Origin of the sequence: Pseudomonas sp. PDM22 (genome assembly GCF_014851965.1) — a bacterium.
Taxonomy (GTDB): Bacteria; Pseudomonadota; Gammaproteobacteria; order Pseudomonadales; family Pseudomonadaceae; genus Pseudomonas.
Window position 1 is genome coordinate 567,028 of record NZ_JACVAR010000004.1, and the last position, 16,534, is coordinate 583,561.

Below are 16,534 nucleotides of genomic sequence, written 5' to 3' on the forward strand. Positions count from 1 at the left end.
TACGTCAGGTCGGCGTGCGGTCGACCCACTTGGGCGCGGCCAGGGGCTTCCAGTCGGCCAGGGCGCTGACCAGCTCGGCGGGCGAGGCGGCACGCTGCAGCATGTCGCGGTGCGGCTGGCGCACGAAGCGCTCCTGCACCAGATGGTCGAGGAAGGTCAGCAGCGGGTCGAAGAAGCCGTTCACTTCCAGCAGTCCCAGCGGCTTGGCGTGGTAGCCCAGCTGGCCCCAGGTCCAGACCTCGAACAGCTCTTCCAGGGTACCCAGGCCGCCCGGCAGGGCGATGAAGGCGTCGCTCAGCTCGGCCATGCGGGCCTTGCGCGCGTGCATGCCGTCCACCACTTCCAGGCGGGTCAGGCCGCTGTGGCCGACTTCGGCGTCTTTCAGGCTCTGCGGGATGATGCCGATGACTTCGCCGCCAGCGGCCAGCGCGGCATTGGCGACCAAGCCCATCAGGCCCACGGCGCCGCCGCCATAGACCAGCTGGATACCGTTTTCAGCGAGATGTCGGCCGAGGGCTTCGGCGGCTTCCTGGTAGATCGGGGTGGCGCCGGGGCTGGCGCCGCAGAATACGCAGATGGAACGCAAGGTCATGGAGCTGTCCTCGTTTTGCTGGCCTGGTTTTGCAGGCCGTCAGGTTACCGACTGCGAGGAAAGCGACCAAGCCGAATTCAGTCGTCCAGGCAGCCGCCGGCGGTTGCGCCGAGTGCGTAGCAGGCGAGCAGGTTCTGTAGCAGCGGGCTTTGTAACAGTGCAAGACGGTGCATGGCGCGAACTCCTGTGGGGCCGGGGGATGGCGTCTATGCTAGGCGGGGTGCGCTGATCTGCCTCGTTGATCCTGCTGATCGACCTGATAGACAGTTCCAAGCTTCGCTCGTGGCCGAAGGCCATTGATGCAGATCAGGGGAACCCCGATCGCGTTCGGGCAGTCTTCCCCTTCAGGATTCTCCGCCCAACCTGCCTAGGAGGCATGTCATGTTCCGTAAACTCGCCGCTGTATCCCTGCTTGGCCTGTTCAGTGCCCCGTTGCTGGCCGCCGAATGCTCCGTGGACATCCAGGGCAACGACCAGATGCAGTTCAGCACCAACGCCATCAGCGTCGACAAGAGCTGCAAGACCTTCACCGTGAACCTGTCCCACCCGGGCAGCCTGCCGAAGAACGTGATGGGCCATAACTGGGTCCTGACCACTGCCGCCGACATGCAGGGCGTAGTGACCGACGGCATGGCCGCCGGTCTGGACAAGAACTACGTCAAGGACGGCGACACCCGCGTGATCGCCCACACCAAGATCATCGGCTCCGGCGAGAAGGATTCGGTGACCTTCGACGTCTCCAAGCTGAAGGCTGGCGATGAATACGCCTTCTTCTGCTCCTTCCCGGGCCACTCGGCCATGATGAAGGGCACCCTGGCGGTGAAGTGATCCCGCTTTCGCTCGAAAGCGTGTGATCCGAAAAGCCCGACCCATGGTCGGGCTTTTTATTTCACGCAAGCAGGGTAGGGTGTGGGCGTGGTTGAAATTGCAACGGGGGACTCATGTACCACGGTGAACGCTTCAACGCCTGGACTCACCTGATTGGCGCCGTGCTGGCGCTGGTGGGCGGCATCTGGCTGCTGGTGGCCACCAGCCTGGTGGGCGAGCCGCTGCGCATCGTCAGCGTGGCGGTGTACGGCACGACGCTGACCCTGCTCTACAGCATCTCCACGCTCTACCACAGCGTTCAGGGACGGGCGAAAGTCATTCTGCGCAAGCTCGACCATCTGTCGATCTACCTGCTGATCGCCGGGAGCTACACGCCGTTCTGCCTGGTGACGCTGAAGGGGCCCTGGGGCTGGACGCTGTTCGGCATCGTCTGGTCGATGGCAGTGATCGGCATGCTGCAGGAGATCAAGCCGCGCTCCGAGGCGCGGGTGCTGTCGATCATCATCTACGCAGTGATGGGCTGGATCGTGCTGATTGCGGTGGGCCCGCTGTACCGTGCGCTGGGCGGCGCAGGTTTTGCCTGGCTGGTGGGCGGCGGCGCTTTCTACACCATCGGCATCATCTTCTTCGCCTACGACAGCCGCTTCCGCCACTGGCATGGCATCTGGCACCTGTTCGTGATCGCCGGCAGCCTGCTGCACTTCATCGCCATCTGGCGCTACGTCATTCCCCAGCACTGAATCCCTGAACTCGTTGGCGCGGGACTTCTCCCGCGCCAACGGCTGCCGTTCGCTTACGGCGCGGTGGGCAGTGCGCGCTTGTGACGGGTCTTCTCGAAGGTACGGACGATGATGTCGAAGGCCTCCTGGCCAACGTCCTGGCCGTGCAGGAAGGCATCGATCTCCTTGTAGGTCACGCCGTGGGCGTGCTCGTCCGGCTTGCCGGGAGCGAGGTCTTCGAGGTCGGCGGTCGGCACCTTCTCCACCAGATGCTCCGGCGCGCCGAGGCTGCGGGCGATGCTGCGCACCTGGTTCTTCACCAGGCCGGTGAGCGGGGCGAGGTCGCAGGCGCCGTCGCCGAACTTGGTGAAGAAGCCCATCACCGCCTCGGCGGCGTGGTCGGTGCCGACCACCAGGCCGGCGCGGGCGTTGGCGATGGTGTACTGGGCGACCATGCGGATGCGTGCCTTGGTGTTGCCCAGGGCGAAGTCGCGAGTGGCCGGTGCCAGGCCTTCCAGTGCCTGGGTCTCGGCGGCCAGCGCCTGCACGGACGGGCCGATGTTCACGGTATGGCGCTCGTCGGGGGCGATGACGTCCACCGAATCCTGGGCATCCTGCTCGTCGCCCTGCACGTTGTACGGCAGGCGCACGGCGAGGAAGCGGTAGTCCTGGTTGCCGGTCTCGGCGCGTAGGCCCTCCACGGCGCGCTGGCAGAGCATGCCGGCGGTGAGCGAGTCGACGCCGCCGCTGATGCCCAGCACCAGGGTCTTCATCCCCGAACCCTGCAGGCAGTCCTGGATGAAGCGCACGCGCCGCTGGATCTCGGCCTGCAGCTCGGCGTCGGACTGGAAGGGCGGCTGCACGTTGAGTTCTCTGGCGATGGCGGCCTGTCTGTCTTTCATCTGGAGGGCTCCTGTGGAAAGCGGAAAATGGGTTACACCGGCACCTTGAACACGTGGCGCAGGTAGGCGACGAAGTTCTCGTCGCGGCATTGGGTCTTGCCCGGGGTGTCGGAAATCTTCGCCACGGGGTGGCCATTGCAGGCCGTCATCTTGATCACGATGTTCATCGGTTCCACCCCGGGGATGTCGCAGGTCAGGTTGGTACCGATGCCGAAACTGACGTTGATCTTGCCACGCAATGCGCGGAAGAGCTGCAACGCCTTGGGCATGTCGAGGCCGTCGGAGAACACCAGGGTCTTGCTCAGCGGGTCGATTCCCAGCCAGCGGTAGTGGGCGATGGCCTTCTCGGCCCAGACCAGCGGGTCGCCCGAGTCGTGGCGCAGGCCATCGAAGAGCTTGGCGAAGTACAGGTCGAAGTCGCCCAGGAAAGCGTCCATGGTAATGCAGTCGGTCAGCGCGATGCCCAGCTGGCCGCGGTATTCACGCACCCAGCAGTCCAGCGCGGCGATCTGGCTGTCGATCAGCCGCGGACCGAGCTGCTGGTGCGCCATCAGCCATTCGTGGGCCATGGTGCCGATCGGCTTGACGTCGAATTCGCGGGCCAGGTGCACGTTGCTGGTACCGACGAAGCGGCCGGGGAAGTCGCGCTTGAGGATGTGCACGACTTCTTCCTGGGTGCGGTAGGAGAAGCGCCGGCGGGTACCGAAGTCGGCCACCTGGAATTCCTTCAGCTCCTCCGCGCTGGCGTTGCCGGCGAGCCAGTCGAGCTTGCGATAGAGCTGCTCACCGACCTGCTCCAGCACCACCTCGCGGTAGCGATAGCGGTTGCGCACTTCGCTGACGATGGCCAGCAGCGGCACCTCGAAGAGGATTACGTGCAGCCACGGCCCGCGCAGGCGGATGGCCAGTTGGCCGTCCTCGATGCTGGTGTGCACATAGCGCAGGTTGAAGCGGAACAGGCTGAGGAAGCGGATGAAGTCCGGCTTGATGAACGGGATGCGTTCGAGGAAGGCCAACTGGTCCGGCGTGGCTTCCACTTCGGCCAGGCGCTCGATCTGGTAGCGGATTTCCGCGAGGTATGGGCGCAGGTCCTCGGCGTTGCGGCAGCGGAACTCCCACTCCACCTCGGCGTTGGGGTAGTTGTGCAGCACCGCCTGCATCATCGTCAGCTTGTAGAAGTCGGTGTCCAGCAGGTTCTGCACGATGCTGTCGGCAAACACGCTCTCGGCCATGATCAATTCTCCCTGATGCCCCAGAGGGCCTCGTCCAGTTCGTTCTCGTTGGCGCAGAGGATGACCCCGGCGCTGCGCATTTCATTGCAGGCGGCCTTCGCGGTGTCCTCCGCGATGGCGCGGCAGGCCGGCAGGTACAGCAGCACCTGGAAGCCGGCGCGGCGCAGTTGCAGTGCGGTGGTCTTCACGCAGTAGTCCAGCGCCAGGCCGCCCACCAGTACATGGCTGACCGCGTTCTGCCGCAGGTATTCGATCACCCCGGTGCTGCGTCGCTCCGCCAGGTCGTGGTAGCACGCACCGTAGGGGTGCAGGTCCGGCTCCACGCCCTTCCAGATGAAGAAGTCGTAGTCCATCGGCCTGGGCAATTCGTCCAGCAGCTCGAAGCCCGGCGTGCCCGGCACGCAGTGGCTGACCCAGGTGAGGTCGGCGTTGGGCAGGGCGAGCGGTTGCAGCATCTGTGCCGGCTCGCTCACTACCCAGGGCGCTTGCGGGCTGTGGGCGTCCTTGCTGCCCAGGCGCAGGCTGGCGCGTTCGGCCATCAGGTTGAGGGCGCCGCCGATGGCGTCACCGCCGGGCACTGGCAGTTCATTAGGGCAGAGCGGGGTGAAGCTCTTCTGGGCGTCTACGTCGAAGCTGGCGATCAGGTTCATGGAAGCCTCCGCTTGACCGTTGGTGGTCTGTCGTGGCTACATAATTCACGACGTGAAATAAGTCGTCAAGCAGAAAGATGAAAAATGCCCAGAGGTGGAAGATGCTTTCTGTACATGGTGAAATAAGTCGCAAGGCTTCTTCCGGTGAGGAAGCATGGGAGGAGCATCGATGAGTACCGCTGAAGTGCTGGCCACCGTGGATATCGTGGCGTTGCGCCTGAACGCCGAGCGTGGGCTGGAGCTGCTGCTGATCCGTCGCGCCAAGGCGCCGTTCGAGGGGCAGTGGGCGCTGCCCGGCGTGCTGATCAATGGCCGCTGCGCCGACCATGGTCTGGATGATGCCGCCTTGCGCGCACTGCGTGAAAAGGCGCGGGTGAAGCCGGCGTACATGGAGCAGGTGGCGACCGTGGGCAATGCGGTGCGTGACCCGCGCGGCTGGTCCCTGAGCGTGTTCTACCTCGTGCTGGTGGCGCCAGACATCGAGCTGGCCGCCGACGACCTGGACTTCGTGCCGCTGGAGTCCGTACGCAGCGAGCGTTTCGCCTTGCCCTTCGACCACACCCAGCTCGTGCAGCAGGCCTGCGAGCGGCTGGCGGGCAAGTCGGTGTACAGCGCGCTGCCGCTGCACCTGCTGCCGGAGCGCTTCACCGTGGCCGAGGCGCTGAAGGCCTTCGAGTGGTCCATCGGCGAGGAAATCCAGCATTCCAGCCTGCGCGGCCGACTGGAGCGGATGAAGGCGGCGGGCTGGGTGGAAGACACCGGCGAACGCCACCAGCCGCCGATGGGACGGCCACAACATGTGCTGCGTTTTACGCCGCAGGGGGATGGGGCGTTTGTGTTTGATCGGAGTCTACTGGTCTGAACGCCCGGCGCTAGCCCTCCATCCGCTCCCCGATCCACTCGACGAACGCCCTGACCTTGGGCACCGCCGCCGCATGCTCGGGGTACGCCAGGTAATAGCCGCTGCGGCTCTGCAGGCCGTGCTGCCAGGCGATCACCAGCTTGCCTTCGCTCAGCTCCTCTTCCACCAGGAACCGCGGCAGCAGCGCCACGCCGCAGCCGGCTTGAGCTGCGCGGATGCACATGTAGAAGGTGTCGAAACGCGGCCCGTGGTAGCTGTGCTCGCTGTGCTGGCCGAGGCTGAGGAACCACTCGTGCCAGGCTTCCTGGCGCGTGGCGTTCTGCAGCAGGACCAGGTCCGCCAGCTGGGTCGGGTCGCTCAGCGGCTGCGCCGGCAGGATCGCCGGTGAGCACACCGGCACCATCTCCTCGCCGAACAGCGCCACGCACTCCGCGCCGGGCAGGGTGGCGGCGCCGAAGAAGAACGCGATATCGCAGCGCGATTGCAGCAGGTCGCCGGGCTCCAGTTCCTGGCGCAGGTCCAGGTGGATGTTCGGGTGGCGATGGCGCCAGCCGTTCAGCCGCGGGATCAGCCAGCGCGCGCCGAAGGTCGGCGGCGTCGCCACGCGCAGCACCTCGGTTTCGCCGCCGTAGGACAGCAGGTAGTGGGTGGACATCTCCACCTGCGTGAGGATCTTGCGCACCTCTACCAGGTACAGGTCGCCCGCCGGGGTCAGTTGCAGGCGGCGGCGCACACGGCGGAACAGCAGGTGCTGGAGCATTTCCTCCAGTTGCGCGACCTGCTTGCTGACCGCGCTCTGGGTCAGGTTCAGCTCTTCGGAGGCACGGGTGAAACTCAGGTGCCGCGCCACCGCTTCGAAGCATTGCAGGGCGGTCATGGACGGCAGGTGGCGTTTGCTCAGCATGGCGGGCAGTTCATGAATTTACGGAATGATGTGCATAGGAAACGTCGTTTGTTGTGCCTCGGCAAGCCGTTTATTACTGCTGGCATTCCGTCAGGTCATCTGAAACGAACTGGAGTCCGCATGATTTCCGCATTGCTCGAATCCCTCGGCGTCGATGCCCGCCTGGTCACCGGTGGCGATCAGGTCATCCACTCTCCCATCGACGGCAGCCGCCTGGGCGCGGTGCGCCTGGAAAGCGCCGCCGAGGTGGAGCAGAAGATCGGCCGCGCCGCCCATGCCTTTGACGCCTGGCGCAAGGTGCCGGCGCCGCGCCGTGGCGAACTGGTGCGACTGTTCGGCGAGGAGCTTCGTGCGAGCAAGGCGGCTCTCGGCGAGCTGGTGTCCTGGGAGGCCGGCAAGATCACCCAGGAAGGCCTGGGCGAAGTGCAGGAGATGATCGACATCTGCGACTTCGCCGTCGGCCTGTCGCGCCAGCTCTACGGCCTGACCATCGCCTCCGAGCGCCCCGGCCACCACATGCGCGAGACCTGGCACCCGCTGGGCGTGGTTGGGGTGATCAGCGCCTTCAACTTCCCGGTCGCCGTGTGGTCGTGGAACACCGCGCTGGCGCTGGTCTGCGGTAACTCGGTGGTGTGGAAGCCATCGGAGAAGACCCCGCTCACCGCGCTGGCCTGCCAGGCGCTGTTCGAGCGCGCACTGAGCAAGTTCGGTGACGCCCCGGCGCACCTGAGTCAGGTGGTGATCGGTGATCGCAGCGCCGGCGAAGCGCTGGTGGACGACGTGCGCGTCGCCCTGGTCAGCGCCACCGGCAGCACCCGCATGGGTCGCGAAGTCGGCCCGCGCGTGGCGGCCCGTTTCGGCCGCAGCATCCTCGAACTGGGTGGCAACAACGCGATGGTCCTGGCGCCCAGCGCCGACCTCGACATGGCCGTGCGCGCCGTGCTGTTCAGCGCCGTCGGCACCGCCGGGCAGCGCTGCACCACCCTGCGCCGGTTGATTGCACACGAGTCGGTGAAGGACGAGTTCGTCAGCCGCCTGAAGACCGCCTACGCCAAGGTGCGCATCGGCCATCCGCTGGAAGGCAACCTGGTCGGCCCGCTGATCGACGAGCGCAGTTTCCTCGCCATGCAGGGCGCGCTGGAGCAGGCGCGTGGTGAGGGCGGCGTGGTGTTCGGCGGCGAGCGCCAGCTGGCCGAGAAATTCCCCGAGGCCTACTACGTGTCGCCGGCCATCGTCGAGATGCCCGAGCAGAGCGATGTGGTGCGCAGCGAGACTTTCGCGCCGATCCTCTACGTGGTGCCCTACCAGGACTTCAACGATGCGGTGGCGCTGAACAACGGCGTGCCCCAGGGCCTGTCGTCTTGCATCTTCACCACGGACCTGCGCGAGGCGGAAGCCTTCATCTCGGCGGTGGGCAGCGACTGCGGCATCGCCAACGTCAACATCGGCCCCAGCGGCGCGGAGATCGGCGGCGCCTTCGGTGGCGAGAAGGAAACCGGCGGCGGCCGCGAGTCCGGCTCCGACGCCTGGAAGGGCTACATGCGCCGGCAGACCAACACCGTGAACTACTCGCGGGAACTGCCGCTGGCCCAGGGCATAGTCTTCGACTGAGGCCGAGTTTCCGCGCGCTCAACGTAGGGCGAATAACCGCTTGCGGTTATCCGCCCTACGAGAAACACGCAGTACAGAGTCATTCACAAAGGTTCGCGTAGAAGGATCGCTGGATGTCGCTTCGCCAAGAGTGTCTGTGGGAACACCTGACTCCCGACCGCCCGGAAGCCCCGGAGCTGCGCGGGGATCGCAGGGTCGACGTGTGTGTCATCGGCGCGGGCTTCACCGGCCTGTCCGCCGCGCTGCATCTGCTGGAGCGCGGCCAGAAGGTCTGCGTGCTGGAAGCCCACACCACCGGGCATGGTGGCTCGGGGCGCAACGTCGGGCTGGTCAACGCCGGCCTGTGGATTCCCCCGGACGAGATCGAAGCCGGCATGGGCGCGGAGATCGGGCAGCGGGTCAACCGCATGCTCGGCAACGCGCCCTCGCTGGTGTTCTCGCTGATCGACAAGTACGCCATCGATTGCCAGGCGCGCCGCGAAGGCACGCTGCACATGGCGCACAACGCCCGTGGCCTGGCGGATCTGCGCAGCCGCTGCGAACAATGGGGCCGCCGCGGGGCGCCGGTGGAACTGCTCACCGGTGCCGACTGCGAACAGGCTTGCGGCACCGACAAGATTGCTGGCGCACTGCTGGACCGCCGCGCCGGCACGCTCAATCCCATGGGCTACGTCAGCGGCCTGGCCCGAGCGGTGGTCGGCCTGGGCGGCGAGTTGTACCACCATTCCCTGGTGGTTGGCCTGGTGCGCGTGGGCAGCGCGTGGAACGTGATCACTGCCGGCGGCGTGGTCACCGCCGACAAGGTGGTGATCGCCTCCAGCGCCTACACCGAAGGCGAGTGGACGCAGCTGCGCCGCACCTTCTTCCCTGGTTACTACTACCAGGTTGCCTCGCGCCCGCTGGAGGGCGCGGAAGCCGCGCGCATCCTGCCGGGCGGGCAGGGCTCCTGGGATACCCGCCAGGTGCTCAGCAGCATCCGCCGTGACGCCGACGGCCGCCTGCTGCTCGGCAGCCTCGGCAAGGGTACCGGCAAGCCGGCATGGTTCCTGAAAAGCTGGGCCGACCGCATCCAGCAGCACTACTTTCCCAGGCTGGGCAAGGTGGACTGGGAGTTCACCTGGACCGGCTGCATCGACTTCACCCCCGATCACCTCATGCGCCTGTTCGAGCCGGCGCCGGGGCTGGTCGCCATGAGCGGCTACAACGGCCGTGGCGTCACCACCGGCACGGTGGTAGGCAAGGCCTTCGCCGACTTCCTGCTGGACGGTGACGCCAGCGCCTTGCCGATGCCGCTCAGGCCCATGGAGGAAATCTCCGCGGTGGGCCTGCGCAGCTGTCTGTACGAAGCCGGCTTCTCCCTCTACCACGCCGGGCAATGCCTGCGGGTGGTGATCTGACGCTGCTCAAGGCGGGGCGAGGGCCGCCCCGGTTTGACCCGCCAACGCTCGCTGCACTTTGGTCTAGCCTCTTATGGTGCGTTACCCCGACGGGTCTGCACCGCGGATGTGCAGTTCGGTGACAGCGATGGTTACGGTTGGGGTTGCGCCTGTGGTGGCTGGAAAAAGCCAGCCCACGAGAAGTCGGGTTGCACCCTTTTGCCTGCCGGGTTGCACCTTATGCTTTCAATGGGTTGCACGTGTCTAGCACTTGATGTCTGCCAGCTCGGGCTGTTTTTGCTGTAGGACTTGGTTAATAACAAAAACGAATGGCACGCCGCTTGCTGTTGATTGATCGCTAAGTCGCTGAATCGCTACACGAGAAATCGCCAACAAGAAATACAACGCGCCATTACAAAAACCCTCAGGAGCAAAACTCCATGTCGCAGAAGATTTTCAGAAAAGGCTTTCTGGCTCTGGCGGTAACCACCGCACTGGGCGTGTCTTCCGTAGTACAGGCCGATGTCGTTATCGGGGTCGCGGGTCCGCATACCGGGGCGAACGCCTCGTTCGGTGAACAGTACTGGCGCGGCGCCAATATGGCCGCCGACGCAATCAACGCCGCCGGTGGCGTCAACGGGGAAAAGATCAAGCTGGTGAAGGCCGACGACGCCTGTGAGCCGAAGCAGGCCGTGGCCGTTGCCAACCGTCTGGTTGACCAGGACAAGGCCGTGGGTGTCGTCGGCCACTTCTGTTCCTCCAACACCATTCCCGCCTCCGAGGTCTATGACGAGGCCGGCCTCATCACCATCACCCCCGGCTCGACCAACCCGAAAGTCACCGAGCGTGGCCTTGCCGGCATGTTCCGCATGTGCGGCCGCGACGACCAGCAGGGCGTGGTCGCCGGCAACTACATCGTTAACGTGCTGAAGGCCAAGAAGGTCGCGGTTATCCACGACAAGGACACCTACGGCCAGGGCCTGGCGGACGCGACCAAGGCGCAACTGAACAAGCTGGGCGTCACCGAAGTGCTCTACGAGGGTCTGACCCGCGGTGAGAAGGACTTCAATGCCCTGGTCACCAAGATCCGTTCCTCGGGCGCGGAAGTGGTGTTCTTCGGCGGCCTGCACCCCGAGGCCGGTCCGCTGGTCCGGCAGATGCGCGAGCAGGGCCTGACCACCGTGTTCTTCTCCGACGACGGCATCGTCACCGACGAACTGGTCACCACCGCCGGCGGCCCGCAGTACACCAAGGGTGTGCTGATGACCTTCGGCGCCGACCCGCGCCTGATTCCCGAAGGCAAGGCCGTGGTGGACAAGTTCCGCGCCAGCGGCTTCGAGCCCGAAGGCTACACCCTGTACGCCTACGCCTCGGTTCAGGCACTGGCCGCCGCCTTCAACGGCGCTGGCAAGAACGATCCCCAGGCGGCCAGCAAGTGGCTGCACACCCACCCGGTCGACACCGTCATGGGCAAGAAGGAGTGGGATGAGAAGGGCGACCTGAAGGTCTCCGACTATGTCGTCTACCAGTGGGACGACAAGGGCAAGTACCACCAGTTGGAGAAACAGAAGTAAGGGGCCGGCTCCTGTCGAGGCTCCCGAGCTTCACCGGCCAGGCCCGCCAGGCCGGTGAAGCGGTGCCCCGCGCAGCGATTGCGCACCCCGTGCGATCTGCCGGCGCCGCCACGAGCGGTGCCGGTATCCCCGCAGGTCGGCGCTTGCCCGGCGACGGTCACGAGCCGTTCAGCCCGCTTGCCGCCAGCCTTCCCTGCCCTGTCTGTGTGAGTACCCAATCGTGGACGGTATTTTCCTCCAGCAAATGATCAACGGGCTGACCCTGGGGTCGGTCTACGGCCTGATCGCCATCGGCTACACGATGGTCTACGGCATCATCGGCATGATCAACTTCGCCCATGGCGAGGTGTACATGATCTCCGCCTACCTCTCCGCCGTCGGCCTGGCACTGCTGGCCTTCTTCGGCTTGCAGTCCTTCCCGCTGCTGATCCTCGGCACGCTGGTCTTCACCATCTTCGTCACCGGCGTCTATGGCTGGGTGATCGAGCGCATCGCCTACAAGCCGCTGCGCAACTCCACGCGCCTGGCCCCGCTGATCTCCGCCATCGGCATGTCGCTGATCCTGCAGAACTACGTGCAACTGGCCCAGGGCCCGCGCCAGCAAGGCGTGCCGACCCTGCTCGACGGCGCCTTCAAGTTCCACATCGGCGAAGGCTTCGTGCAACTGACCTACACCAAGGTGTTCATCCTCATCGCCGCCTTCGTCGGCATGGCGGTGCTGACCTACGTGATCCAGTACACCAAGCTCGGGCGCATGTGCCGCGCCACCCAGCAGGACCGCAAGATGGCCTCGATCCTGGGGATCAACACCGACCGGGTGATCTCCTACGTGTTCATCATCGGTGCCGCCATGGCCGCGCTGGCCGGCGTGCTGATCACCATGAACTACGGCACCTTCGACTTCTACGCGGGCTTCATCATCGGCATCAAGGCGTTCACCGCCGCCGTGCTCGGCGGCATCGGCTCGCTGCCCGGTGCGATGCTCGGCGGGCTGATCCTGGGCGTGGCCGAGGCGCAGTTCTCGGGCATGGTGAATACCGACTTCAAGGACGTGTTCGCCTTCGGCCTGCTGGTGACCATCCTGATCTTCCGGCCGCAAGGGCTCCTGGGTCGTCCCCAGGTGTCGAAGGTGTAAGCATGATGTCCGCCTCCCAGACTTCAGCCGCGCCCAAGACTGCGCGCATCGATATCAAGAAGAGCCTGGTCGACACCGTGCTCGCCGGTCTCATTGCCCTGATCGTCTTCGGCCCCATCGTCGGCATCGTGCTCGACGGCTACAGCTTCAAGCTCGAACCGGTGCGCCTCGCCTGGATGATCGGCGCGGTGATGCTCGGCCGCCTGCTGCTCAGCCTGTACCTGCAGACCCCGGCCGGCAGCCGCATCATGGACCGCTTCGAAAGCTCCGACTCGGGCATCAGCGTCCTGCCGCCGGGCTACAAGACGCGCCTGCGCTGGATAGTCCCGCTGGTGATCCTCGCCGCGGTGATCTTCCCGTTCTTCGCCAGCAAGTACCTGCTCACCGTGATCATCCTCGGGCTGATCTATGTGCTGCTGGGCCTGGGCCTGAACATCGTGGTCGGCCTCGCCGGCCTGCTCGACCTCGGCTACGTGGCCTTCTACGCCATCGGCGCCTACGGCCTCGCGCTGGGTTACCAGTACCTGGGCCTGGGCTTCTGGACGGTGCTGCCGCTGGCGGCCATCGTCGCCGCGCTGGCGGGGGCGCTGCTGGGCTTCCCGGTGTTGCGGATGCACGGTGACTACCTGGCCATCGTGACCCTGGGCTTCGGCGAGATCATCCGCCTGATCCTCAACAACTGGCTGTCCTTCACCGGCGGCCCGAACGGCATGCCGGTGCCGTCGCCGACCTTCTTCGGCCTCGAATTCGGTCGCCGGGCGAAGGAGGGCGGCACGCCGATCCACGAGTTCCTCGGCATCGATTACAACCAGAACTTCAAGTTCCTGTTCATCTACGTGGTGCTCTTCCTGGTGGTGCTGCTGGTGCTCTACATCAAGCACCGGCTGACCCGCATGCCGGTCGGCCGCGCCTGGGAAGCGCTGCGCGAGGACGAGATCGCCTGCCGCGCCATGGGCCTGAACCACGTGCTGGTGAAGCTCTCGGCGTTCATGCTCGGCGCCTCTACCGCAGGCCTGGCCGGGGTGTTCTTCGCCAGCTACCAGGGCTTCGTCAACCCGTCGTCGTTCACCTTCTTCGAGTCCGCGCTGATCCTCGCCATCGTGGTGCTGGGCGGCATGGGCTCGACGGTGGGCGTGGTGATCGCCGCCTTCGTCCTCACCGTGGCGCCGGAACTGCTGCGCAGCTTCGCCGACTACCGCGTGCTGCTGTTCGGCATCCTCATGGTGCTGATGATGATCTGGCGCCCGCGCGGGCTGATCCGCATCAGCCGCTCGGGCTTCGCCGTCCGCAAGGGGGTGGCGCCATGAGCGGTGACAAGATCCTCAGCGTCGAGCACCTGATGATGCACTTCGGCGGCATCAAGGCGCTCAACGACGTCAACCTCGACGTGGAGCGCGGCTCCATCAGCGCGCTGATCGGCCCCAACGGCGCCGGCAAGACCACGGTGTTCAACTGCCTCACCGGCTTCTACAAGGCTACCGGCGGCAACATCCTGCTCAACACCCAGGGCGGCACCACCGACGTCATCAAGGTGCTCGGCCAGCCGTTCCAGGGCGGCGATTTCGTCAACCCGGCGCAGTTCGGCAACCGCCTGTACTACAAGATGTTCGGCGGCACCCACCTGGTGAACCGCGCAGGGCTGGCGCGCACCTTCCAGAACATCCGGCTGTTCCGCGAGATGTCGGTGGTGGAGAACCTGCTGGTGGCCCAGCACATGTTCGTCAACCGCAACCTCATCGCCGGCGTGCTCAACACCCCCGGCTACCGCCGCGCGGAAAGCGAGGCGCTGGACCACGCCTTTTACTGGCTGGAAGTGGTGGACCTGGTGGACTGCGCCAACCGCCTGGCCGGCGAGATGTCCTACGGGCAGCAGCGCCGCCTGGAGATCGCCCGCGCCATGTGCACCCGGCCCGAGCTGATCTGCCTCGACGAACCCGCCGCCGGCCTGAACCCGGCCGAAACCCAGGCGCTGGCGCGCATCGTGCGCTACCTGCGCGACCACCACGGCATCACCGTGCTGCTGATCGAACACGACATGGGCATGGTGATGAACATCTCCGACCACATCATCGTGCTCGACCACGGCGTGGTCATTGCCCGTGGCGCGCCGGACGAGATCCGCCACAACGAGAAAGTGATCGCCGCCTATCTCGGCGCAGACGAAGAGGAGCTGGCATGACGGCGCCGATGTTGGAATTCCTTGAGGTCGATGTGTTCTACGGGCCGATCCAGGCGCTGAAGAAAGTCTCGCTGACCGTCAACGAAGGGGAAACCGTGGCGCTGATCGGCGCCAACGGCGCGGGCAAGTCGACGCTGCTGATGTCGATCTTCGGCCAGCCGCGCGCAGCCGGTGGCGCGATCCTCTACAAGGGCCAGGACATCCGCCACAAGTCGGCGCACTACGTGGCCTCCAACGGCATCGCGCAGTCGCCGGAGGGGCGCCGGGTGTTCCCCGACATGACGGTGGAGGAGAACCTGCTGATGGGCACCATTCCCGTCGGCATGGACCACGCCCAGGAGGACATGCAGCGCATGTTCGACCTCTTCCCGCGCCTGAAGGAGCGGCGCAACCAGCGCGCCATGACCATGTCCGGCGGCGAGCAGCAGATGCTCGCCATCGCCCGCGCGCTGATGAGCCGGCCCAAGCTGCTGCTGCTCGACGAACCCTCGCTGGGCCTCGCACCCATCGTGGTCAAGCAGATATTCCAGACCCTGCGCGAGCTGGCCAAGAGCGGGATGACGCTGTTCCTTGTGGAGCAGAACGCCAACCACGCACTGAAGCTGTCCGACCGTGGCTACGTGATGGTCAACGGCGAGATTCGCCTGAGCGGCACCGGCGCCGAGCTGCTGGGCAACCAGGAGGTTCGCAACGCGTATCTGGGCGGGCACTGACGCGCCACCTTTCGTAGCTGTCTTTCTATGGAGGGTCGGTGCGGCCTCCTGCCCTCACCCCAACCCTGGCTGCGCGCCCCGCTCCGGAGGGAGAGGGGGCAGATCGTGCCGGCTGACTCCGTGGTTTCATCCTGCTCCGAACGGTCCCCTCTCCCGCTTGCGGGAGAGGGTTAGGGTGAGGGGCTCTTGATCTTCGGAGCGGACTACCCACCGTTTTCTCCAAGAGGGGTTTCCATGCAAGACCTCCGCTTTCTCACCAACGCCGACGTCGCCGAGCGCCTGAGTTATCCCCAGCTGATCGAAGCCCTGCGCATCGGCCTCGCCGGACCCTGCGAAGCCCCGGTTCGCGGCTGCCATGAATTGCCCGGCAATGCCTCGCTGCTGACCATGCCGGTGTGGCAGCCGGGGCAGGACATCGGCGTGAAGCTGGTCACCGTCTTCCCCGGCAACGGAGCGAAGAACCTGCCAGCCGTGGCCGCGCTGTTCTGCCTGTTCGACGGCGAGACGGGGCGCCCGCTGGCGATGCTCGAGGCCTCGGAAATGACCGCCCGGCGCACTGCCTGCACCTCCGCGCTGGCCGCCGATTACCTGGTGCGCCGCGATGCCCGCCGGCTGCTGGTGGTCGGCAGCGGCACCCTGGCGCCGCACATGGTCCGCGCCCACTGTTCGGTACGCGAATACGAGGACGTCGCCGTCTGGGGCCGACACGAAGACAAGGTCCATGCGCTGGTGAAGCAGCTGCAGGACGAAGGCTATCCCGCTCATGCCTGCATCGATCTGCGCGGCGGCGTGGCGGCGGCGGACTGCATCAGCTGTGTCACCACCTCGCGCGAACCCATCGTCCATGGCGCCTGGCTGCGCTCGGGCTGCCACCTCGACCTGGTCGGCGCCTTTCTGCCGTCCATGCGCGAGACCGACAGCGAAGCCGTGCGCCGCGCGCGCATTGTGGTCGATACCCGCGAAGGTGCGCTGGAAGAGGCGGGCGACCTGCTGATCCCGGTAAGCGAAGGCGTGATCGACGAGAGTGCTATCCACTGCCAGTTGGCCGACCTCCTGAGCGGTCGCGGCGCACGCAAGGACGACAGCGAGATCACCCTGTTCAAGTCCGTGGGTTATGCACTGGAAGACCTGATCGCCGCGCGCCTGCTGCTTGCCGTGAATTAATCCAGAAAATCTGTGGGCCGGCCTGTGGATAACGTCTGGGAGAACCTCGCCAGGCCCCATGGCAGCAGGTGCCGCCCGAGGCGGTCGATTTCT

16 protein-coding genes are annotated in these 16,534 nt (G+C 65.8%); 11 read left to right on the forward strand and 5 right to left on the reverse strand.

Annotation, left to right across the window (positions count from 1 at the left end; genetic code table 11):
- Positions 1 to 4 precede the first annotated feature (4 nt).
- Complete coding sequence (locus IB255_RS17495; RefSeq protein ID WP_081515553.1) at positions 5 to 592, reverse strand: TIGR00730 family Rossman fold protein; 588 nt, start codon at positions 590 to 592, stop codon at positions 5 to 7.
- A gap of 381 nt (positions 593 to 973) precedes the next feature.
- On the opposite strand from IB255_RS17495, the gene azu reads away from it, so the two are divergent.
- Positions 974 to 1,420, forward strand: a complete 447-nt coding sequence (gene azu / locus IB255_RS17500) for an azurin (RefSeq protein ID WP_081515554.1) — start codon at positions 974 to 976, stop codon at positions 1,418 to 1,420.
- A gap of 113 nt (positions 1,421 to 1,533) precedes the next feature.
- Positions 1,534 to 2,160 (forward strand): PAQR family membrane homeostasis protein TrhA, encoded by a 627-nt coding sequence (trhA, locus tag IB255_RS17505; RefSeq protein ID WP_081515555.1) that lies wholly within the window; start codon positions 1,534 to 1,536, stop codon positions 2,158 to 2,160.
- 53 nt (positions 2,161 to 2,213) lie between these two features.
- On the opposite strand, the gene nadE is transcribed toward trhA, so the two are convergent.
- Genes nadE through IB255_RS17520 form a run of 3 tightly spaced genes read right to left on the reverse strand, consistent with a single transcriptional unit; the run spans position 2,214 to position 4,923 of the window.
- Positions 2,214 to 3,041: an ammonia-dependent NAD(+) synthetase gene (gene nadE, locus IB255_RS17510; protein WP_081515556.1), complete on the reverse strand. Its 828-nt coding sequence runs from the start codon at positions 3,039 to 3,041 to the stop codon at positions 2,214 to 2,216.
- Between the two features lie 32 nt (positions 3,042 to 3,073).
- Positions 3,074 to 4,273: a nicotinate phosphoribosyltransferase gene (gene pncB / locus IB255_RS17515; protein WP_192210602.1), complete on the reverse strand. Its 1,200-nt coding sequence runs from the start codon at positions 4,271 to 4,273 to the stop codon at positions 3,074 to 3,076.
- A gap of 2 nt (positions 4,274 to 4,275) precedes the next feature.
- The gene (locus IB255_RS17520; protein ID WP_151188479.1) at positions 4,276 to 4,923 is read right to left on the reverse strand and encodes a nicotinamidase; all 648 of its coding nucleotides are present in this window, start codon (positions 4,921 to 4,923) and stop codon (positions 4,276 to 4,278) included.
- A 169-nt stretch (positions 4,924 to 5,092) separates the two neighbouring features.
- Between IB255_RS17520 and IB255_RS17525 the strand changes: the two genes are divergently transcribed.
- The gene (locus IB255_RS17525) at positions 5,093 to 5,785 is read left to right on the forward strand and encodes an NrtR DNA-binding winged helix domain-containing protein (protein ID WP_081515559.1); all 693 of its coding nucleotides are present in this window, start codon (positions 5,093 to 5,095) and stop codon (positions 5,783 to 5,785) included.
- A gap of 10 nt (positions 5,786 to 5,795) precedes the next feature.
- Here IB255_RS17525 and IB255_RS17530 read toward each other — a convergent pair whose 3' ends face one another.
- Positions 5,796 to 6,689 carry a LysR family transcriptional regulator gene (locus IB255_RS17530; protein WP_081515560.1) on the reverse strand — a complete coding sequence of 298 codons (894 nt, stop codon included), beginning with the start codon at positions 6,687 to 6,689 and terminating at the stop codon, positions 5,796 to 5,798.
- 120 nt (positions 6,690 to 6,809) lie between these two features.
- Here IB255_RS17530 and IB255_RS17535 point away from each other — a divergent pair, with 120 nt between their 5' ends.
- The 8 genes from IB255_RS17535 to IB255_RS17570 all read left to right on the forward strand — a co-directional run bounded on the left by IB255_RS17535 (position 6,810) and on the right by IB255_RS17570 (position 16,441).
- A complete protein-coding gene (locus IB255_RS17535) occupies positions 6,810 to 8,300 on the forward strand; it encodes an aldehyde dehydrogenase family protein (protein ID WP_081515561.1) in 1,491 nt (496 codons plus the stop codon).
- 113 nt (positions 8,301 to 8,413) lie between these two features.
- Complete coding sequence (locus IB255_RS17540; RefSeq protein WP_081515562.1) at positions 8,414 to 9,697, forward strand: NAD(P)/FAD-dependent oxidoreductase; 1,284 nt, start codon at positions 8,414 to 8,416, stop codon at positions 9,695 to 9,697.
- A 419-nt stretch (positions 9,698 to 10,116) separates the two neighbouring features.
- Complete coding sequence (locus IB255_RS17545; protein WP_081515563.1) at positions 10,117 to 11,250, forward strand: branched-chain amino acid ABC transporter substrate-binding protein; 1,134 nt, start codon at positions 10,117 to 10,119, stop codon at positions 11,248 to 11,250.
- Between the two features lie 220 nt (positions 11,251 to 11,470).
- Complete coding sequence (locus tag IB255_RS17550) at positions 11,471 to 12,385, forward strand: ABC transporter permease subunit (protein WP_081515564.1); 915 nt, start codon at positions 11,471 to 11,473, stop codon at positions 12,383 to 12,385.
- Positions 12,386 to 12,387: 2 nt separating this feature from the next.
- On the forward strand, positions 12,388 to 13,692 hold the full coding sequence (gene livM, locus IB255_RS17555; RefSeq protein WP_405307243.1) for a high-affinity branched-chain amino acid ABC transporter permease LivM: 1,305 nt from the start codon (positions 12,388 to 12,390) through the stop codon (positions 13,690 to 13,692).
- Positions 13,689 to 14,564 carry an ATP-binding cassette domain-containing protein gene (locus IB255_RS17560; RefSeq protein WP_081515565.1) on the forward strand — a complete coding sequence of 292 codons (876 nt, stop codon included), beginning with the start codon at positions 13,689 to 13,691 and terminating at the stop codon, positions 14,562 to 14,564. The genes livM and IB255_RS17560 overlap by 4 nt, the downstream gene beginning before the upstream one ends.
- Positions 14,561 to 15,277: an ABC transporter ATP-binding protein gene (locus IB255_RS17565; protein WP_081515566.1), complete on the forward strand. Its 717-nt coding sequence runs from the start codon at positions 14,561 to 14,563 to the stop codon at positions 15,275 to 15,277. Before IB255_RS17560 ends, IB255_RS17565 begins: the two co-directional genes overlap by 4 nt.
- 234 nt (positions 15,278 to 15,511) lie before the next feature.
- Positions 15,512 to 16,441 (forward strand): ornithine cyclodeaminase family protein, encoded by a 930-nt coding sequence (locus IB255_RS17570; RefSeq protein WP_081515567.1) that lies wholly within the window; start codon positions 15,512 to 15,514, stop codon positions 16,439 to 16,441.
- The last annotated feature ends 93 nt before the right edge of the window (positions 16,442 to 16,534 follow it).

What these genes read in the sequence shown, in the direction of transcription:
- IB255_RS17495 (WP_081515553.1), bottom strand. Translation starts at nt 592, where the DNA reads ATGACCTTGCGTTCCATCTGCGTATTCTGCGGCGCCAGCCCCGGCGCC.
- azu (WP_081515554.1), top strand. Translation starts at nt 974, where the DNA reads ATGTTCCGTAAACTCGCCGCTGTATCCCTGCTTGGCCTGTTCAGTGCC.
- trhA (WP_081515555.1), top strand. Translation starts at nt 1,534, where the DNA reads ATGTACCACGGTGAACGCTTCAACGCCTGGACTCACCTGATTGGCGCC.
- nadE (WP_081515556.1), bottom strand. Translation starts at nt 3,041, where the DNA reads ATGAAAGACAGACAGGCCGCCATCGCCAGAGAACTCAACGTGCAGCCG.
- pncB (WP_192210602.1), bottom strand. Translation starts at nt 4,273, where the DNA reads ATGGCCGAGAGCGTGTTTGCCGACAGCATCGTGCAGAACCTGCTGGAC.
- IB255_RS17520 (WP_151188479.1), bottom strand. Translation starts at nt 4,923, where the DNA reads ATGAACCTGATCGCCAGCTTCGACGTAGACGCCCAGAAGAGCTTCACC.
- IB255_RS17525 (WP_081515559.1), top strand. Translation starts at nt 5,093, where the DNA reads ATGAGTACCGCTGAAGTGCTGGCCACCGTGGATATCGTGGCGTTGCGC.
- IB255_RS17530 (WP_081515560.1), bottom strand. Translation starts at nt 6,689, where the DNA reads ATGCTGAGCAAACGCCACCTGCCGTCCATGACCGCCCTGCAATGCTTC.
- IB255_RS17535 (WP_081515561.1), top strand. Translation starts at nt 6,810, where the DNA reads ATGATTTCCGCATTGCTCGAATCCCTCGGCGTCGATGCCCGCCTGGTC.
- IB255_RS17540 (WP_081515562.1), top strand. Translation starts at nt 8,414, where the DNA reads ATGTCGCTTCGCCAAGAGTGTCTGTGGGAACACCTGACTCCCGACCGC.
- IB255_RS17545 (WP_081515563.1), top strand. Translation starts at nt 10,117, where the DNA reads ATGTCGCAGAAGATTTTCAGAAAAGGCTTTCTGGCTCTGGCGGTAACC.
- livM (WP_405307243.1), top strand. Translation starts at nt 12,388, where the DNA reads ATGATGTCCGCCTCCCAGACTTCAGCCGCGCCCAAGACTGCGCGCATC.
- IB255_RS17560 (WP_081515565.1), top strand. Translation starts at nt 13,689, where the DNA reads ATGAGCGGTGACAAGATCCTCAGCGTCGAGCACCTGATGATGCACTTC.
- IB255_RS17565 (WP_081515566.1), top strand. Translation starts at nt 14,561, where the DNA reads ATGACGGCGCCGATGTTGGAATTCCTTGAGGTCGATGTGTTCTACGGG.
- IB255_RS17570 (WP_081515567.1), top strand. Translation starts at nt 15,512, where the DNA reads ATGCAAGACCTCCGCTTTCTCACCAACGCCGACGTCGCCGAGCGCCTG.